Annotated in this window: 15 protein-coding genes; 3 read left to right on the top strand and 12 right to left on the bottom strand. The window is 37.4% G+C overall.

Features of this window, described 5'->3' with window-relative positions; translation table 11 throughout:
• The first annotated feature begins 67 nt into the window (after positions 1-67).
• The 3 genes from epsC to VKY50_RS07920 all read left to right on the top strand — a co-directional run bounded on the left by epsC (position 68) and on the right by VKY50_RS07920 (position 2,722).
• Entirely contained in the window at positions 68-856 is a 789-nt protein-coding gene (epsC, locus tag VKY50_RS07930; protein WP_324300622.1) for a serine O-acetyltransferase EpsC, read from the top strand.
• Positions 849-1,736, top strand: coding sequence for a cysteine synthase CysM (gene cysM / locus VKY50_RS07925; protein ID WP_324300619.1), 888 nt, complete (start codon positions 849-851; stop codon positions 1,734-1,736). Before epsC ends, cysM begins: the two co-directional genes overlap by 8 nt.
• A gap of 149 nt (positions 1,737-1,885) precedes the next feature.
• Positions 1,886-2,722, top strand: coding sequence for a sulfite exporter TauE/SafE family protein (locus VKY50_RS07920; protein WP_324300617.1), 837 nt, complete (start codon positions 1,886-1,888; stop codon positions 2,720-2,722).
• A 15-nt stretch (positions 2,723-2,737) separates the two neighbouring features.
• On the opposite strand, the gene corA is transcribed toward VKY50_RS07920, so the two are convergent.
• From corA to VKY50_RS07860, 12 genes are all read right to left on the bottom strand, one after another.
• Complete coding sequence (corA, locus tag VKY50_RS07915; RefSeq protein ID WP_324300615.1) at positions 2,738-3,805, bottom strand: magnesium/cobalt transporter CorA; 1,068 nt, start codon at positions 3,803-3,805, stop codon at positions 2,738-2,740.
• 61 nt (positions 3,806-3,866) lie between these two features.
• Complete coding sequence (gene hisIE / locus VKY50_RS07910) at positions 3,867-4,478, bottom strand: bifunctional phosphoribosyl-AMP cyclohydrolase/phosphoribosyl-ATP diphosphatase HisIE (RefSeq protein ID WP_324300614.1); 612 nt, start codon at positions 4,476-4,478, stop codon at positions 3,867-3,869.
• Positions 4,479-4,484: 6 nt separating this feature from the next.
• Complete coding sequence (hisF, locus tag VKY50_RS07905; RefSeq protein ID WP_324300612.1) at positions 4,485-5,240, bottom strand: imidazole glycerol phosphate synthase subunit HisF; 756 nt, start codon at positions 5,238-5,240, stop codon at positions 4,485-4,487.
• A complete protein-coding gene (gene hisA, locus VKY50_RS07900; protein WP_324300610.1) occupies positions 5,234-5,962 on the bottom strand; it encodes a 1-(5-phosphoribosyl)-5-[(5-phosphoribosylamino)methylideneamino]imidazole-4-carboxamide isomerase in 729 nt (242 codons plus the stop codon). Before hisA ends, hisF begins: the two co-directional genes overlap by 7 nt.
• Positions 5,963-6,039: 77 nt before the next feature.
• Positions 6,040-6,624, bottom strand: a complete 585-nt coding sequence (gene hisH, locus VKY50_RS07895) for an imidazole glycerol phosphate synthase subunit HisH (protein ID WP_324300608.1) — start codon at positions 6,622-6,624, stop codon at positions 6,040-6,042.
• A gap of 127 nt (positions 6,625-6,751) precedes the next feature.
• Positions 6,752-7,888 (bottom strand): bifunctional histidinol-phosphatase/imidazoleglycerol-phosphate dehydratase HisB, encoded by a 1,137-nt coding sequence (gene hisB / locus VKY50_RS07890; protein WP_324300605.1) that lies wholly within the window; start codon positions 7,886-7,888, stop codon positions 6,752-6,754.
• A complete protein-coding gene (gene hisC, locus VKY50_RS07885) occupies positions 7,888-8,934 on the bottom strand; it encodes a histidinol-phosphate transaminase (RefSeq protein ID WP_324300603.1) in 1,047 nt (348 codons plus the stop codon). The genes hisB and hisC overlap by 1 nt, the downstream gene beginning before the upstream one ends.
• A gap of 31 nt (positions 8,935-8,965) precedes the next feature.
• Complete coding sequence (hisD, locus tag VKY50_RS07880) at positions 8,966-10,249, bottom strand: histidinol dehydrogenase (RefSeq protein ID WP_324300602.1); 1,284 nt, start codon at positions 10,247-10,249, stop codon at positions 8,966-8,968.
• Between the two features lie 20 nt (positions 10,250-10,269).
• On the bottom strand, positions 10,270-11,133 hold the full coding sequence (gene hisG, locus VKY50_RS07875; protein WP_324300600.1) for an ATP phosphoribosyltransferase: 864 nt from the start codon (positions 11,131-11,133) through the stop codon (positions 10,270-10,272).
• A 508-nt stretch (positions 11,134-11,641) separates the two neighbouring features.
• Entirely contained in the window at positions 11,642-13,486 is a 1,845-nt protein-coding gene (locus tag VKY50_RS07870; protein ID WP_324300598.1) for a PorP/SprF family type IX secretion system membrane protein, read from the bottom strand.
• A gap of 138 nt (positions 13,487-13,624) precedes the next feature.
• A complete protein-coding gene (locus tag VKY50_RS07865) occupies positions 13,625-15,778 on the bottom strand; it encodes a T9SS type B sorting domain-containing protein (protein ID WP_324300596.1) in 2,154 nt (717 codons plus the stop codon).
• 357 nt (positions 15,779-16,135) lie between these two features.
• The gene (locus VKY50_RS07860) at positions 16,136-16,882 is read right to left on the bottom strand and encodes a DUF6503 family protein (protein ID WP_324300594.1); all 747 of its coding nucleotides are present in this window, start codon (positions 16,880-16,882) and stop codon (positions 16,136-16,138) included.
• Between the last annotated feature and the right edge of the window lie 94 nt (positions 16,883-16,976).

Raw genomic sequence — 16,976 nt, 5'->3', positions numbered from 1 at the left:
TGGTAAAGTTACAAAAACACGCATCAAATCAACGGATTTATCATAAATTTGAATAAATAAAAATGGAATGGGAAAAACTATAGCGCAGCAGATAATTCAACACAAGAAACACCCAAATCTTAAGTTCAGGTTAAAAGAGCGAGCGGAAGAGTTCACAGATTTACTTTTTTATACCTTGTTCGATGCAGAAACACCTGTTGAGGAAAATATGGTAAAACTGCAAAATATCTTTGAAGAATTGGTAGATTTAGCCTGTTGGAATGTAAGTAAAACATGTTCCAGTGTTTGGGATGATTATCTTGGTAGTCTACCACGGATATTGGAACTTTTGAATTTAGACGCAGAGACATTTCTTGAGGATGACCCCGCTGCGGTTTCAAAAGAAGAGGTATATCTTTGTTATCCTGGATTCTATGCCATTGCCATCTATCGCCTAGCTCATGAATTACACAAGACTGGATTTCCAATGGTTCCTAGACTCATGACAGAATACGCTCATAGACTAACAGGAGTAGATATCAACCCTGGTGCCACTATAGGCAAATCTTTTTTTATAGATCACGCCACAGGAATTGTTATTGGAGAAACTGCACATATCAAAGATTTTGTGCGAATTTATCAAGGTGTTACCCTAGGAGCGCTCCATGTGGCTAAGAATTTAAAAAATGTAAAAAGACATCCCACTATTGAAAATAATGTAACTATTTATGCCAATGCAACTATATTAGGAGGGAAAACCGTTATCGGTGAGAATAGTACCATTGGCGGGAACGTTTGGTTAACCAAATCTATAGCACCAAATTCCATCGTTACTCACACTCCAGATATTAAAATAAAGTCAGCAATCAATGAATAGTTATAGTATCTTAGATCAGATCGGAAACACTCCGATGGTCGTTTCAAAAAATCTCAATACAAATCCCAAAGTTAAACTGCTTTTTAAACTAGAAGGTAATAATCCTGGAGGCAGTGTAAAAGACAGGCCAGCATACTATATGATAAAAAGTGCCATGGATCGAGGTGAGATTAACAAGGAAACCAAAATAATCGAAGCTACCAGTGGAAATACCGGAATTGCATTAGCTATGATAGCCAGTCTATTGGAGTTAGATCTTGAGCTTGTTATGCCGGAGAACTCCACTAAGGAGCGTGTGCAAACTATGAGAGCATTCGGAGCTTTAGTTACATTAACTCCTGCAGATGTGGGAATCGAAGGTGCACGAGATTATGCAGAAAGTAAGGTCAGAGATCATGGCTATGTGATGTTGAATCAATTTGCAAACCCCGACAACTGGAAGGCACACTACATGACTACAGGCCCAGAGATATGGCGGGATACCGAGCAACAAGTAACCCATTTTGTATCTTCCATGGGTACTACGGGTACCATTATGGGGTGTTCTACCTATTTGAAGGAACAAAATAAAGCGGTTCAAATTGTTGGCGTACAGCCCACTGACAATTCCAAAATACCAGGCATTCGAAAATGGCCACAGGAATACTTGCCTAAGATTTTTGATAAAAATAAGGTCGATCAAGTGATCGAGGTTAGTGAGGATGAAGCAAGGTGTACCGCTCGGGATCTGGCTCGAAAAGAAGGGATATTTGGTGGGATGAGCAGTGGAGGTGCCGTCGCAGCGGCGCTAAAATTTATTAAAACTCTTGATAAAGGGGTCGTGGTAGTGATTATTTGTGATCGTGGTGATCGCTATTTATCTTCAGATTTGTATGAGTAAACCTAAACTTTAAGGCCTAGAACTTTATTTTAATCCGGAGCATTAGAAGCTGGTTTATAGTTGGCAGTTAGCCTATTTACTAGATAGATATCCTGATCTGGCAATTGGTTACTTTTACGAACTAAAGATAAAAATTAGGTATCGTAACAGTGGAAACCGAGATTATCATCACTTTAATTCTCATACTGATTAGTTTTACGATCAGTTTATTTGGATCAGTTGTCGGTTTTGGGGGCGGAATATTTATGGTACCAATTTTAATTACCATTTTTAGCTATCCCCTTACTACGGCTGTTGGATCTGTTATGATCTCATTACTACCCTCCTCTTTGATTTCTACCTTTTTAAATAGAAAGGACGGTTATGTCGATTTTAGAATGGGAGTCTTGTTGGAGATTCCAACAATACTTGGGGTGTTTTTAGGGGTATTACTACTTTCTTATATTTCTGCCAAACATTTAGAAATTATCTTCGCCATACTGGTACTTTTGCTTGGTTTTTCGTTTTTTATAAAACAACGTAGTAATACCAAAAGGGGTCAAGGATTTTTTTATTCCTTAAACACCTTAAAGCCTCGTTACATCATAAGGAATCATCTCAACCACGTAGCCTACAGATTTAGTGTTTGGATGGTATTAATTTTTGGTTTAATGGCTGGAACCCTCGCAGGGTTATTTGGAATCGGAGGCGGATTCTTAAAGACTCCTATTATGCTAAAGGTTTTTCGCATGCCAGCTAAAATTGCCACGGGTACTGCCCTGTTTATGATAGTTATAACAAGTACAACAGGAAGTATTACCCACTATGCCCTGGATCATATTCACATGGAATCAGCCTGGCCAATCATGTTCGGTTTTTCCGCCGGTGCCTTAGGTGGTCAACGACTTAACCTACACATCAATAATAATACTCTTGAAAAATTAATTGGAATGGGGCTGGTTTTAGCAGGATTGGTTATGATGTCCAATTTCATTATTAAAACCTAAATATCAATATCTTAACTAAATCCATCGTTTGGCTTTAAAGAAGATTAATAATAGGATCAAGATTAAAAACATTACACCCGAGACAATGTAAAACCCATACGGAGATTGGAGGCCTGGAATTTGATGAAAGTTCATACCATAAATCCCGGTAATAAAGGTTAAGGGTATAAATATACTAGTCATAATGGTAAGTACTTTCATGATCTCATTCATTTTGATCGTCACCGTACTCATATACATTTCCATTAAACTCATACTCATCTCACGAATCACCTCAAGGGTTTCATGAATTTGAACACTATGATCATGAACATCACCTAAAAACAACTTCGTATCATCTCCTATGAGCTTGTGTTCTGTGTTAACCAATCGAGCGCTAATCTCACGCACTGGTAGAATATTTTTTCTCAGATCGATGATTTCCTTTCTAAGATTTTGGATTTCATTCACCAATCTTGGGGAAGGATGGCTGTATAGTTGTTCTTCTAAATATTCAATACGATCCGTAATTTCATCTAAAACAACAAAGTATTGATCTATAATAGCATCAATTAAAGCAAAGTACAAATAATCACATTCCCTATAACGAATTCTACCATGCTTACTTAAAATACGCCGTCTCAACCCATCAAAAACGGGGTTCTCAACCTCTTGAAATAACAACACAGCATTTCTACATAAAATAATTGCCACATGCTCTGTAATTACCTTATTGGAATCATTTAAGGCGATTGACTTTAAAACGCAAAAGATATAATCTTCGTACTCATCCACCTTAGGGCGCTGATTGGTATTGACCAAGTCCTCAAGCACCAGTGGATTTATTTGAAAGTACATCCCGAGCTTTTCAATTTCCTTTTCTTTATTCAACCCTTGAATATCGATTAAAGAAACCGTATCGGAATCTCGGTACTGAAACACCTTTTCTATGGATGTAAAAAACTGTATATCAGCGTAATTATCTTTGTAATCGGTAACACTAATATGTTGAGAATCATCCGCTCGATTCCCCATATACTTAATCGTACCAGGTGCATTCCCAAGTGTGTGTTTTGCTCGCCTATGTTTGGAAGGTGCTTTCAAGAGCTTTAGCTGTGTATTTTTTCTCGCATCGGTGCGAAATCCATCTAAATATAAAAAATTCTTAGTGTCTGTCCTTTAAAACAGCTATAATATCTTTTAAGCTATATCCTTTGGCTTGAAGTAAAATTAAATAATGAAACAATAAATCAGCACTTTCATTTAAAAATAAGTCATCATTAGAATCCATGGCTTCAATAACGGTCTCTACTGCCTCTTCTCCTACTTTTTGAGCAATTTTATTAATGCCGCTTCGAAACAAGGAAGCTACGTAACTTTGCTCGTTCTCCTTATTATTTGACCTATTTCTTATAATGTCTTCTAATTCGCTCAGGAACCCAAGTTTTAATTCGTTTACCTCACCCCAACAATTATCAGTTCCCTTGTGACAAACTGGTCCTACAGGGTCTACATAAACCAATAAAGTATCCCTATCACAATCAAGTTTGATATGAACTAGGTTTAAAAAATTACCACTTTCCTCCCCTTTGGTCCACAACCTTTTTTTACTACGGCTGTAAAAAGTAACTTTTTTTGTATCGAGCGTGTTCTGATAAGCCTCTTGGTTCATATAACCAAGCATAAGTACATTTTTAGTGTTGTAATCTTGTATAATGGCAGGTACGAGTCCATCATCATTTTTATTAAAATCTATATTTTCCATGTTCTTTCTCATAAATTTTTATAAACGCACAGGAATCCCTTGTGATTGTAGTAGTTCTTTTAACGCGATAATTTCTATTTCTTTAAAGTGGAATACACTAGCAGCTAGTGCTGCATCTGCTTTTCCTTTAATAAATGCATCCACAAAATGCTCTGCTTTACCAGCGCCTCCTGAGGCAATCACAGCGATATTTAATTCCTCTGAAAGCCTTGCCAAGGCCTGATTGGCAAATCCATCCTTGGTACCATCGTGATCCATCGATGTAAAAAGAATTTCACCTGCGCCGCGTTTTTCAACCTCCTTTGCCCATTGAAACAAATCAAGCGTTGTAGGTTCTTTTCCACCTACTAAATGAACCCTCCACTGTCCATCAATTTGCTTAGCATCTATGGCTACTACAACGCATTGACTCCCAAACTTTGCGGAGAGTTGATTGATTAATTCAGGGTTCTTAACCGCGGAGGAATTTACAGACACCTTATCTGCTCCACATTTTAAAAGGGTGTCTACATCTTCAACTGAGGATATACCCCCGCCAACGGTGAACGGAATGTTGACATTTTGCGCCACCCCCATCACTAGGTCAGTTAAAGTTTTACGTCTTTCTTCTGTTGCTGATATGTCTAAAAAAACAAGTTCATCTGCACCACTCTCTGCATACAACTTCGCTAAGGCTATAGGATCCCCTGCATCTCGTAAGCCTACGAAATTAACGCCCTTTACCGTCCTGCCGTTTTTAATATCTAAACAAGGTATTATTCTTTTGGTCAACATCTCTTTATGATATAATTTTCAAGTTGTTTTAAACTAATTTTATTCTCGTAAATAGCCTTTCCAATTATGGTTCCTTCACAACCCAAGGCTGCAAGTTTGGGAAGCTCATCAAATGAGGAAATCCCACCAGAGGCTATTAATTTAATCTCTTTAAATTGATCGAGGATCTTTTTATACAAATCGAAAGAAGGCCCTTGTAACATACCATCTTTACTGATATCGGTACAAATGACATATTTTATCCCCTTACTGAGATAGGCAGAAATAAAAGGAAGGAGTGCTTCTTTGGAGGCTTCCTGCCATCCAGATATTGCAATTTTATCATGATCCGTATCTGCCCCTAAAATAATTTTTTGACTTCCGTATCGCTGGATCCACTGTTGAAACACTTCAGGATTCTTGACAGCGATACTACCACCAGTGATCTGACTAGCTCCATTTTCAAAGGCGATTTTTAGATCCTGATCTGTTTTTAATCCCCCGCCAAAATCAATTTTTAGATTCGTTTTAGTAGCAATGGTCTCTAATATTTTATAATTTACAATATGACTACTTTTAGCGCCATCAAGATCCACCAAGTGTAAATACTCAATCCCATGCCCTTCGAAAGATTTTGCTACTTCTAATGGATTTTCATTATACACTTTTTTGGTGTTGTAATCCCCCTTCGATAGGCGAACGCATTTTCCTTCTATAATATCAATTGCCGGTATAATTCTCATAAATTAAATAATTTCTTTTTCTTAGAGTTTGTATTTTTTAATTACTGCATCTGCGATTCAACCTTTATTGCTTCCAATTATGGCAGCTGAAGAAAATTATGTAAAATCTGCTGTCCCATCACACTACTCTTCTCAGGATGAAACTGAACCCCATAAAAGTTATCACGATTCAATGCAGTGGAATACCTAACATCATACGTAGTGCATGCAATGGTATCTTTGCAAACTGGGGCGTAGTAACTATGTACTAAATACATATTCTCCCCTTCTTGGATATCTTTCCATAAACTTCCACGTAGATTCGTGATTTGATTCCACCCAATTTGGGGTACTTTAACCCTTTCACTGAACCTTACCACATCGACATCAAATATGGACAAACCACGCGTATTTCCTTCCTCTGAGCTATTACACATGAGTTGCATTCCCAAACAGATTCCTAAAACAGGTTGTTTTAAATTGGGAATAAGTTTATCTAGTCCTGTATCACGTAGTTTGTCCATCGCACTACTGGCCTCTCCCACACCTGGAAATATTACCCGATCCGCTTGGATGATCTGATCAACATTATTAGTTAAAATGGCCTGAGCTCCCATGCGCTCTAACGCAAATTTTACGCTTTGGATATTTCCTGCGCCATAGTCTATAATACTTACCTTCATTTTTTGCTTTACTTATTGCAATCGGAATAATAGGTAAAATACGCCATAAACTGACTAAAATCACTAAGAGGATATATTCTATTTATAATCATATATTACTAAATTCCAGTATTTTAAATTCCCTTAATTAAATCATTCCTTTAGTAGAGGGCAATAACATCTTTTCAACATCTCTTTTTACTGCAGCCTTAATTGATTTAGCCAGTGCTTTGAAAATAGCCTCTATCTTATGGTGTTCATTATCCCCTTCTGCCTTAATATTTAAGTTGGCTCGAGCACCATCAGAAAAGGATTTGAAAAAGTGATAAAACATCTCGGTAGGCATCTTACCAATCATTTCGCGTTTAAACTCAGCCTCCCAGACCAACCAATTTCTTCCTCCAAAATCGATTGCAACTTGTGCCAGAGAATCATCCATAGGTAAACAAAATCCGTATCGTTCCATTCCGAGTTTATCCCCTAATGCTTTTTGAAATACCTCTCCTAAAGCAATGGCAGTATCTTCAATAGTATGATGCTCATCAACTTCAAGATCACCATCTACCTTAATGGTAAGGTCCAATTGTCCATGGCGTGCAATTTGATCAAGCATATGATCAAAAAACGCAATGCCCGTCTGGATATCGCTCTTACCTGTCCCGTCTAGATTTACTTTTATGTAGATATCCGTTTCATGGGTCTTACGACTGATCTCAGCCACTCGACTATTTAATTTCAAGAATTGGTATATTTGTTTCCAATCATTGGTTTCCAATGCGATATAATCGTTCAATTCCGATCTTTTAACCGATATTTCATCTGCTCCTAAATAGCGCTGATCATTGATAAACACCCCTTTAGATCCTAGGTTTTTAGCCAGTTCAATATCCGTTAAACGATCTCCAATTACAAAGGAGTTCTCCAGATCATACACCGGGGAGAAATATTGAGTTAAAAGTCCTGTATTTGGCTTACGGGTTGGGGCATTGTCCTTAGCAAAAGTTTTATCGATGACCACTTTTTCAAAAACAACTCCTTCATTTGCGAAGGTTTTGATGATAAATTGTTGGACAGGCCAGAAATCAGCTTCTAAAAATCCGGGTCCCCCTAGGCCATCTTGATTGGTAACCATCACTAGCTCATAGTCCAATTCTGCCGCAATCTTAGCCATATAAGGTAATGCCTTTGGGTAAAATTCTAATTTATCAAAAGAATCAATTTGCTCATCTTCTGGTTCCTTAATCAGGGTTCCATCCCTATCTATAAAAAGTACTTTCTTCTTCATTAAATTGTTTTTAAAACTTCGATCAACTTTATATTTTCAGCTTGAGTACCAATGGTAATTCTTAGCGTATTTTCACACAATGGTTGGCTGCTTCTATCGCGAACAACGATTCCTTTTTGGATTAATCGCTTGTAGCGTTCTGAGGCATTATCTACTTTTATTAATAAAAAATTCGCCTCACTGGGATAGATCTTCGTAATCCAACTTAGTTCACTTAAAGCTTTAATTAACTTACTCTTCCATTCTGTAATTGAGAGTATTTCACTTCTAATAAGGGATTGGTTTTCTAGTCGTTCTAAGGCTTTTAATTGCGTGAGTTCATTCACATTATAAGGCGGCTTAACTTTGTTAATGATTTGAATTATATCCTTGCTTGCGTAACAAATTCCCAATCGAATTCCTGCCATTCCATAGGCCTTGGAAAGGGTTTGTGTAACGATTAAATTTGGAAATTCTTCCAACCGATTTACCCAACTTGAATGGGAAGAAAAATCAATATAAGCCTCATCAATAACCACTATCCCATCAAAAGATTTTAGTACTCTCTCAATAGCTTGGTTATTAAAGGTGTTGCCTGTTGGATTATTTGGGTTGCATATAAAAAGAAGTTTCGTATTGGAATCAATACGATCTAAAATAGCCGGAGTATTGAGTTCAAAATCTTCATTAAGGAGCACTTCTCTATTCTCAACATCGTTAATCTCAGCAAGCACCTTATACATTCCGTAAGTTGGAGGTAAAGTAATAATATTATCTACTTTGGGCTCACAAAAAACCCGGAATATAAAATCCAATACCTCATCGCTACCATTTCCTAGTACTATTTGAGAATCTAAAACTCCTTTCTCCTTAGCCAACACCTCTTTAAGGGTTCTTTGTTGCGGATCAGGATACCGGTTCACCCCATTCTCAAAAGGGTTCTCATTAGCATCCAAAAAAATCATAGGATTTTTAAATCCTGTAAATTCATCTCTTGCAGATGAATAAGGGGTTAATTTTAGTACATTTTTTCGTACCAATTGCTCTAAATTAAATGTTGTTGTCATGGATATTGAATTGATCACCTTTATCTATGGGTTAATTTAAATCCTTTAGTCGGATACTCACCGCGTTTTTATGTGCCAAGAGCCCTTCTGCCTCAGCCATTAGCTCAATGGCATTACCTATGTTCTTAATTCCTTGTTCGGAAATCTTTTGAAATGTGATGCTTTTTAAAAAGCTATCTAAATTCACACCACTATACTGCTTTGCATACCCGTTGGTAGGTAAGGTATGGTTGGTTCCTGATGCGTAATCTCCAGCAGACTCCGGGGTGTATTTTCCAATAAATACCGAACCCGCATTTCGAACCGCTTCAGTATAAAACTGCTCATTTGAGCTTGCGATGATGAAATGTTCTGGACCATAGGCATTAATAAATTCCATTGCTAGTTCATGCGTGTCAAAGTAAATGAATCGAGAGTTTTCAATGGCCTTTCTAGCGATGTCCTTGCGGGGTAGATCTTCTAACTGTATTTCGATTGCCTGCTGTACCATATCGATCATTTCTGTATCTGTACTCACTAGGATGACTTGACTATCCACACCGTGTTCTGCTTGAGAGAGTAAGTCAGAGGCAATGTACTGAGGGTTTGAACTATGGTCTGCCACCACTAGAAGTTCTGAAGGTCCAGCTGGCATATCAATGGCTACATTATAACGTGTGGCGTATTGTTTGGCGACCGTGACAAACTGATTACCTGGTCCAAATATTTTGTACACAGAAGGAACCGTTTGGGTTCCAAAGGTCATCGCTGCAATCGCTTGAATTCCTCCTACTTTATAAATCTTTTTCACCCCACATAAGGCAGCTGTGTATAATATTACTGGATCAATAGCTCCTTGCTTATTTGGTGGAGTACAAATAATCACTTCTTTACACCCGGCCAATTGGGCTGGGATTGCGAGCATTAATATGGTCGAAAATAACGGTGCGGTTCCACCGGGAATATACAATCCAACCTTTTCAATGGGGCGTTTTTCTTGCCAACAATTTACCCCTGGTGTGGTTTGGACCGCTACGCGCTGTGTCTTTTGAGCCTGGTGGAAGGCAAGAATGTTATTTTTGGCTACCTCAATTGCCTTTTTTAAAGGTTCCTCTACCGCTTGGTTGGCTCTTTCGATCTCCAATTCGCTTACTGGGATTGTCTGTAGTTGAACCCCATCAAATAAACTCGTGTACTTATTCAATGCTACATCACCTTTAGTGCGAACCTCATTGAACACCTCGGTCACCGTACTTTCAATATCATCAATTTGTACGGTCGGTCTTTTGAGTATTATATCCCAACTACCTATCTCTGGGTTAGTTATTTTTTGCATTTTTTAGATTGTTTTTTTATTTAGACTACCAATTTTTCAATTGGACACACTAGAATTCCTTCGGCCCCTATTGCTCTAAGCTCATCGATGACTTCCCAGAAGCGGTCTTTATGAATAACGGTATGTATGGAACTCCATCCTTCTTGAGCCAAAGGCAAAACTGTAGGACTTCGCATGCCAGGTAAAAGTGCTATGATATCATCAATCTTGTCATTGGGGGCGTTCAACAGCACATACTTTGATTCTCTAGCATTTAAAACAGACTGAATTCTAAATTTTAGTTTCTCTACCAAGGCATTAATTTCCTTAGGGATTTCTGGTGAGGCCACTAAGACAGCTTCACTTCTCATAAGAGTTGTCACCTCCTTAAGATTATTCTTAAACAACGTACTACCACTGGAAACGATATCCACAATCGCATCGGCTAGTCCAATATTAGGTGCAATTTCAACAGAACCATTAATAATATGCAAGTCAGCTTCTATATTTTCTCGTTGGAGAAACTCCTTGACCGTATTTGGATAAGAAGTGGCGATTCTTTTACCCTCTAGGTCTTTTATCGAATCAAAAGTCTGTCCCTTCGGAATGGCTAAAGATACTTTGCATTTTGAAAATCCTAGTTTTTCTATCACCTGTAAATCAGCCCCTTTTTCAAACAACAAATTCTCCCCGACAATAGCTAAATCCACCACCCCATCTCTAAGGTATTGCGGGATGTCCCCATTTCTTAAATACAACACTTCCAAAGGGAAATTTCTAGCCAATGCTTTTAATTGATCCCTACCATTATCGATAGATATCCCACAGTCCTTGAGAATTTTTAAAGAATCTTCATTGAGTCTACCTGATTTCTGAATTGCTATTTTAATTCTTCTTTCTTCCATAGTGTATAAAACCTTTGAAAATTAATATTGGTTTTTACATAAAAAAACCCGCTTGATCTGACTCAAACGGGTTCCTATATGATGAATAATATACATAACATCTTTACCTCGCCTGAGTGCCAGTGTAAAAATGATGATGATGTACATTATAAAATTTCATGTCGTTTCAATTAACACTACAAATTTAACTCAATAAAAAACTGGAATCCAAATATTATTTAGTGTTTTTTTCTAAATAAAATAAATATATCGAATTTACGGCATTACGTTATATTTTGTAACTAAAAACATTCTTTATCATGCCCTTGTCTATTTGACTCTAATCTATTTTTCTCCTTGCTGCAATAATCATCTAACTTCTGCACCTTGAACCTCACCTAATAGCAAGGGTTTCAATGCCTGATCACCATCGCTCTTTATCGATGGACGTTCAGGAAGACGGCCTGCAATATCCTCAGCTAAAGGGATTATTTCCTAGAGCTGGTAGCATACCCTAAAAGAATGTGAATTATTTAACCCATAACACCCACTTATCGTCAAAATAAGAGTTGTTTACATTATTTCGTTGAAGGTTTTTAATAGTGATATACCGATCTGCTTTGTATAAATACACATAGTAATAATCGTTCTCAGGGTTTATAAAGAATTTTGGTTCAAAACCTCTGTTCTTAAGATCAGTCATAAAATCTTCAAAATAATGTTCTACTGAAAATACATTAAGCACCAAATAAAAGCCTTTATCTATACCATGTGAAACCGTTAAAGTTTTATAGCTACTCTCTGTTCCAAAAATCTCTGCGGTCACTGCAGTGCTGTCAATCTTCCTAGGAGAATATCCTGCAGCTATAGCATCGCTCTTCTCCAAAAACTCTTGGTAAGCGGCTTCAATTTCAGCCATCTCCTCTGCGCTGATTTCCTGAGTATCAGAATCTTTTACCACCTGTGTTACTTGGCCAGCACCATCATCTTTAACCTGCATTGGTGATCTCATTTGGTCTGTATGATCGCTTTGTTCCTCCTTGGCCTCTAATAGAGTTGTTTTGTCTAAAGCATTTTCCTGTGTTTCATCCTCAGGCTCTTGAAGCATGCTTTGCCCCGCCGCTTTTGTGTCATCATTATTTTTATCTTTCGTTACACCAATAAGGGAATAAGAATCCGTTTGATCTTCCTTCGCATCTGAATTACCCACGTTCTGATCGGATTCTTCAGCAGACGGCACCTCTTGATCACTAGCGGCATATACCGCGTATTTATTTGTTTGATCCTCCTGGGGTTGCGCATCTATCAATAGGCTTTGATCCTCGGCTGTTTTCGCGCTATCACTTGGCACTTCCAATCTGCTACGGCTAATATCATCAGCACTCACAAAATTAGCCTGGTCAACATTTTTCGAGACAATAGCTCGTGCGTCAGTATCTATAATATTCTTACGTCTTTCACGAGGCCCTAATTCAATAGTAGCAATCGCCTCATAGGTACTTCCGAAAGCTTTATTAGTTTTTGAGGTGCCGTTTTCATAAACGATACCAATACTTATGCCCTCGCCTACCTTAACACCAATACCTCCCGATATCCCAAAAGCATTATTATATCCCACCTGCATCCATCCAGTATATGGCAGATCTATCATGGTGTTGAGTCCGTACTGAAAATCTTCATTTGGCAAGGACTTCCCATAGGCCACAGTACGCCAAGTTGCATCTAAGAACATTCCATTGGCGTATTCCAATTCCTTGGTATAACCTAACTGCCCAGAAAAGATTTTCTTAGAAAAATCAGTCAGGGTATTGGAATCATTAAAGTTGTAATCAAAAAGGTTTTCTGCATAAACTCCAACATCAAAATTTTTTATAGAGACATTTAATCCTGGCATAAAAACCAACAAGAAATCATCTTTATTATCTAAAACAGCAGGATCTGGATCAGCCGAATTTGCGGTGTTCTTATCAAGTCCTCGTCTAAATAAAGTAGTATTTACCCCAAAGGCCAAAGAAACCTCTTGCGCAATCTGTACGTTGTAGGCGTAATTCACCAGAAGACCAGAATCCACCAATAAGCCAAGGCTTTGTTGATACAACCCCAAACCAGCACCAGAGTTCTCACCGACCTTTCCTGCATAACTCAACATATAGGTTTGTGGTGAATTATCCACCCCTGTCCATTGAATTCTGCTCCAAAAACTTACCGATCTGTGTTGATTTCGAACTGCACTATAGGTGGGATTGACAAGGAATTTATTGTATTGGGTTAAGTTATGTTGTCGCCAATCAACAATAGTGCTTTTGTTTTCGACTTGCGAAATAGCCGTACAGCAAACCAATAGCATGGCTACATTTAGTAGGTATCTTTTCATAAGTTGAACTCATTTGGGTTTAAGTTCTAAATACGCAAAAGCATTCTTAATTACTCAGCGTATTTTAATACATAGCACTGCATCCACCCTATGACAACTACGAGTGAACCAGTAATCATTGCCGCTAATATAGTCAATTTAATTTACTAAAGTAATGGAACCTTTTTTGATATTCTTGCCATTTTTGTTAATAAAGTAATAGTACACTGGTGTTTGAGAGGCAAATTGCGAAGTAGAACTTGGCCAGCTATTATCGTAAGATGTTGTTTTTAAAACTGTTGTACCATATGCATCGCAGATTACTACCTCAGTCTCTGGATCGTTGATAAATTTTTGTGGCAAGGTCCATTTATCATTCACTGTATCGTTATTTGGACTAACAACATTGGGAATATTCTCAACCATATTGGCATCAACAGTTAGCGTTTTCTCCACTGTACAGGATCCCGATGTGGCTATTAGGGTGTAAATTCCAGTTTGTGTGATATTCAAGGTGGACACCTCACTTAAAACTGTTCCTTTCTCCGAAAGCCACTTATAAGAGCTACCACCTGTAGCATTTGCCTGAATGATTCCATCAGGACCAATAGTGGCAGTCTCACCTGGATAAATGGCAATCATATCTTCGGTATCTCTTTTTAAAGAAACTAAAGTAGTTGTTAAACTACACCCAGCGTACTGTACCGCTACCTTGTAATCTCCTTGTTTTGTAACTGATAATCGATTAACATCTGTACTAGCAATTAATTTCCCATTATTATACCAATGATACACGGCTCCTTTAAGATCCTTATCTACACTCAGGACTCCTTTTGAGGAATCACATGAAAATTCCTTTTCCACAATCAACGACATGGAAGGTAGTCCCATAATCAATTCAAGAGTGTTGGACTTATAAACGTCTCCCTTGTAATCCAGCTCTAGGGTATAAACCCCGCTATCAGTGTAATCAATATTTAGTTTATCTCCATTAGAAACAAGTGCCTGTTCTTTTATCCAATTGAATTGAAAATTAGGATAAAAGTCTTTAGCTACAGTGATAATGTCTCCATTACTCAGCACCCCTTTAACAGACTTTATATACAAACTTGTCTCTGTAGTCATACAAGGCTGATAGCCTTTTGATGCAGCTATTTGAACATTATAAGAAATAGGCTCATATATTTTAAAGGTCTGGGATTTGGCTGTACCTCCACAATTATCGATCCCACTAACCAGCGCGTAGTAATCTCCCTGCTCCGCGACTTTTAATGTATTACTATTATACCCATCTTTTAATAACTGACCGTCTTTATACCATGTTATTTCACCAACATTCACATCTGTTTTTATGGATAATGTAGCAAAAAAATCTCCTATAATTACTGCATTAAGTGGGGAGGTTACCTCCACTACAGCTCCTCTATTTTGCTTAAAGCTATAATCATTTGAAACCGCAGTACAACCTCCCTGATTGGTCACTACTACGTGGTATGAACCAATATTTTGATCGCTGTAATCCAATTCTAGGGATGGAAAATACCCAGTTAAGCCATCTATTTCAACATCATCTTTATACCAAGTATAGTTGTAGGACTCATGATCAACCGAAGCTGTTAAGGTTACCTTAGTAGCGCTGCAGTCTTGTGCATCTTTTTCAGAGGTAATGGCTACTGTAAAATCCCCAGCCTTTTTAGCTATTACCAGGTTTGAATAATTACTTCCTGTACAATTACCATAATACGGTTCCACATAATATTCTCCTTCCTCTGAAATTGCAAGTGTATTTTCTTTGGTTACTTTATAAACCGCCCCATTTTTATACCAAACATATTCCTTCGCTATATCGATATTTAAGGCAATTGTAGTTGCCCCAGAACCACAAAGATTCACATCGCTATAATTGTTAAGAATTAACTCTTGATGGTTAATTACATAAGCATCAAACATTGCAGAGCTTTTACTCACTAACTGTGGATTGGTGCTTCTAACTCTTATCTTATACCCCTCGCCTGCTACTGAATTTGGCAAAGAAAAGGTACTATGAAACTCAAATGAAAAATTTTGATCCTTGATCTCACTAAGTACGATTGGATTGTTGAACGAACCAAACTGATTCGATAGCTCTACATAAAATATATTATCCGCCTTAAATGGTTTCTCATCATATGAAAAGGTAGCTTGAAAACTATTATACCCATCAGATACGCAGGCATATTCAAAACCAAGTTCTGGGGCATTCAATTTCTGACAAAAGCTATTTGAAACGACAAACAGAAACAAAACAATTAAAAGTGTAGATATGGTTTTCATAAGTAGTTAATTTAAAAATGGGACTTCTTAAAAAATGATACTCCTATCAACAAAACCAATAAACATCAATGATTTTGCTTATAACAAATATATAAACAAAAAAATAATAATCGATTAAAAACCGATATTTTCGATGAAATGCACGGTTAGAAAATAAAATCAAATCACATATAACAATTAAGTAATATGAAAATAATAATGCGAAAGGGTAGTAATTTCCTTTAAGGCGATGGACTTTTCCTTAAGTGAAGTTAAAAAGTTTGGAAAATACGACTACTTATAAAGCGGTAAGTACTAGCATGGATATTTCCTGCCTCATCTCTGAGGCCTGCTACTTGAGGCTAAAAATTATTGAAATTAAAACGTACAATCGACCTTCTCCACACGCAGGTTCTCTAATTCGATTGTAGATAATAACGCTAAATTATTCTGCTTAAATAAACTATCAAGATCAAACAGTGAAACCGTATTGTCTTTAGGCTTGAAATTGTTATAATCCACAAAGGTAATCCCTCCAATTTCTCTTTTGTTGTACGCCTCTCTAAAGCGCATCCCTCCACCATTGACATGAAACTTATATGCTAGATAATCCATCTGGTAATTCTCTTTTTCGATCCAGTATACAAAGATGTCTTCGTAATCCTCCCCTCCTCCTTGTTCATTAAACCATACTTTGATCTTATAATAGGGTTTGTTTTTTATCATCACTTCTCCTAAAAGTTCTTTATTTACTGCCTCACTGATTAAACCATAAGGAAGGTAAGCAAAGTAATGTACAGAGTTAACGCTGTTGGCATAAGAGGCCATGGTTGTATCGGCTAGTACGACTTGTTGCCCATCGACAATTCTTTTAAAACCATTGTTGGAAAGTATATCTACCACATAAATGGAATCATCTGTAATACGTTTTAAATAGAACAAGCCATCCTCTCGGCAAGAAATATAGGTTTTACCTCTAAATTCAAAACTGATTTTCCTATGATTGTATTGTGAACCTCCAGCCCTATCAATAGCCCTGTCTATAATCTGGTCCGCCGTTGGATGTGAAGTACAACTGATTATTAAGACCACTAAAGACAGTAGAAGCAAATATGTTCTGATCATGGTTGATTTAATTTGAATATTCAAATATATCACATTTAACAACAGTGACCATATTTCAATTTAATTCATCCAACTTGCTTTAAAGAATCGTAAA

Origin of the sequence: Galbibacter sp. (genome assembly GCF_035306585.1) — a bacterium.
Taxonomy (GTDB): Bacteria; Bacteroidota; Bacteroidia; order Flavobacteriales; family Flavobacteriaceae; genus Galbibacter.
Note: the sequence above shows the minus strand (reverse complement) of the source record. Positions and strands in the feature narration are given on the sequence as shown.

Coding starts and splice junctions, on each gene's coding strand:
- VKY50_RS07865 (WP_324300596.1), bottom strand. CDS start 15,778: ATGAAAACCATATCTACACTTTTAATTGTTTTGTTTCTGTTTGTCGTT.
- epsC (WP_324300622.1), top strand. CDS start 68: ATGGGAAAAACTATAGCGCAGCAGATAATTCAACACAAGAAACACCCA.
- cysM (WP_324300619.1), top strand. CDS start 849: ATGAATAGTTATAGTATCTTAGATCAGATCGGAAACACTCCGATGGTC.
- VKY50_RS07860 (WP_324300594.1), bottom strand. CDS start 16,882: ATGATCAGAACATATTTGCTTCTACTGTCTTTAGTGGTCTTAATAATC.
- hisB (WP_324300605.1), bottom strand. CDS start 7,888: ATGAAGAAGAAAGTACTTTTTATAGATAGGGATGGAACCCTGATTAAG.
- hisD (WP_324300602.1), bottom strand. CDS start 10,249: ATGCAAAAAATAACTAACCCAGAGATAGGTAGTTGGGATATAATACTC.
- hisIE (WP_324300614.1), bottom strand. CDS start 4,478: ATGAGAAAGAACATGGAAAATATAGATTTTAATAAAAATGATGATGGA.
- hisF (WP_324300612.1), bottom strand. CDS start 5,240: ATGTTGACCAAAAGAATAATACCTTGTTTAGATATTAAAAACGGCAGG.
- hisA (WP_324300610.1), bottom strand. CDS start 5,962: ATGAGAATTATACCGGCAATTGATATTATAGAAGGAAAATGCGTTCGC.
- hisH (WP_324300608.1), bottom strand. CDS start 6,624: ATGAAGGTAAGTATTATAGACTATGGCGCAGGAAATATCCAAAGCGTA.
- hisG (WP_324300600.1), bottom strand. CDS start 11,133: ATGGAAGAAAGAAGAATTAAAATAGCAATTCAGAAATCAGGTAGACTC.
- hisC (WP_324300603.1), bottom strand. CDS start 8,934: ATGACAACAACATTTAATTTAGAGCAATTGGTACGAAAAAATGTACTA.
- VKY50_RS07870 (WP_324300598.1), bottom strand. CDS start 13,486: ATGAAAAGATACCTACTAAATGTAGCCATGCTATTGGTTTGCTGTACG.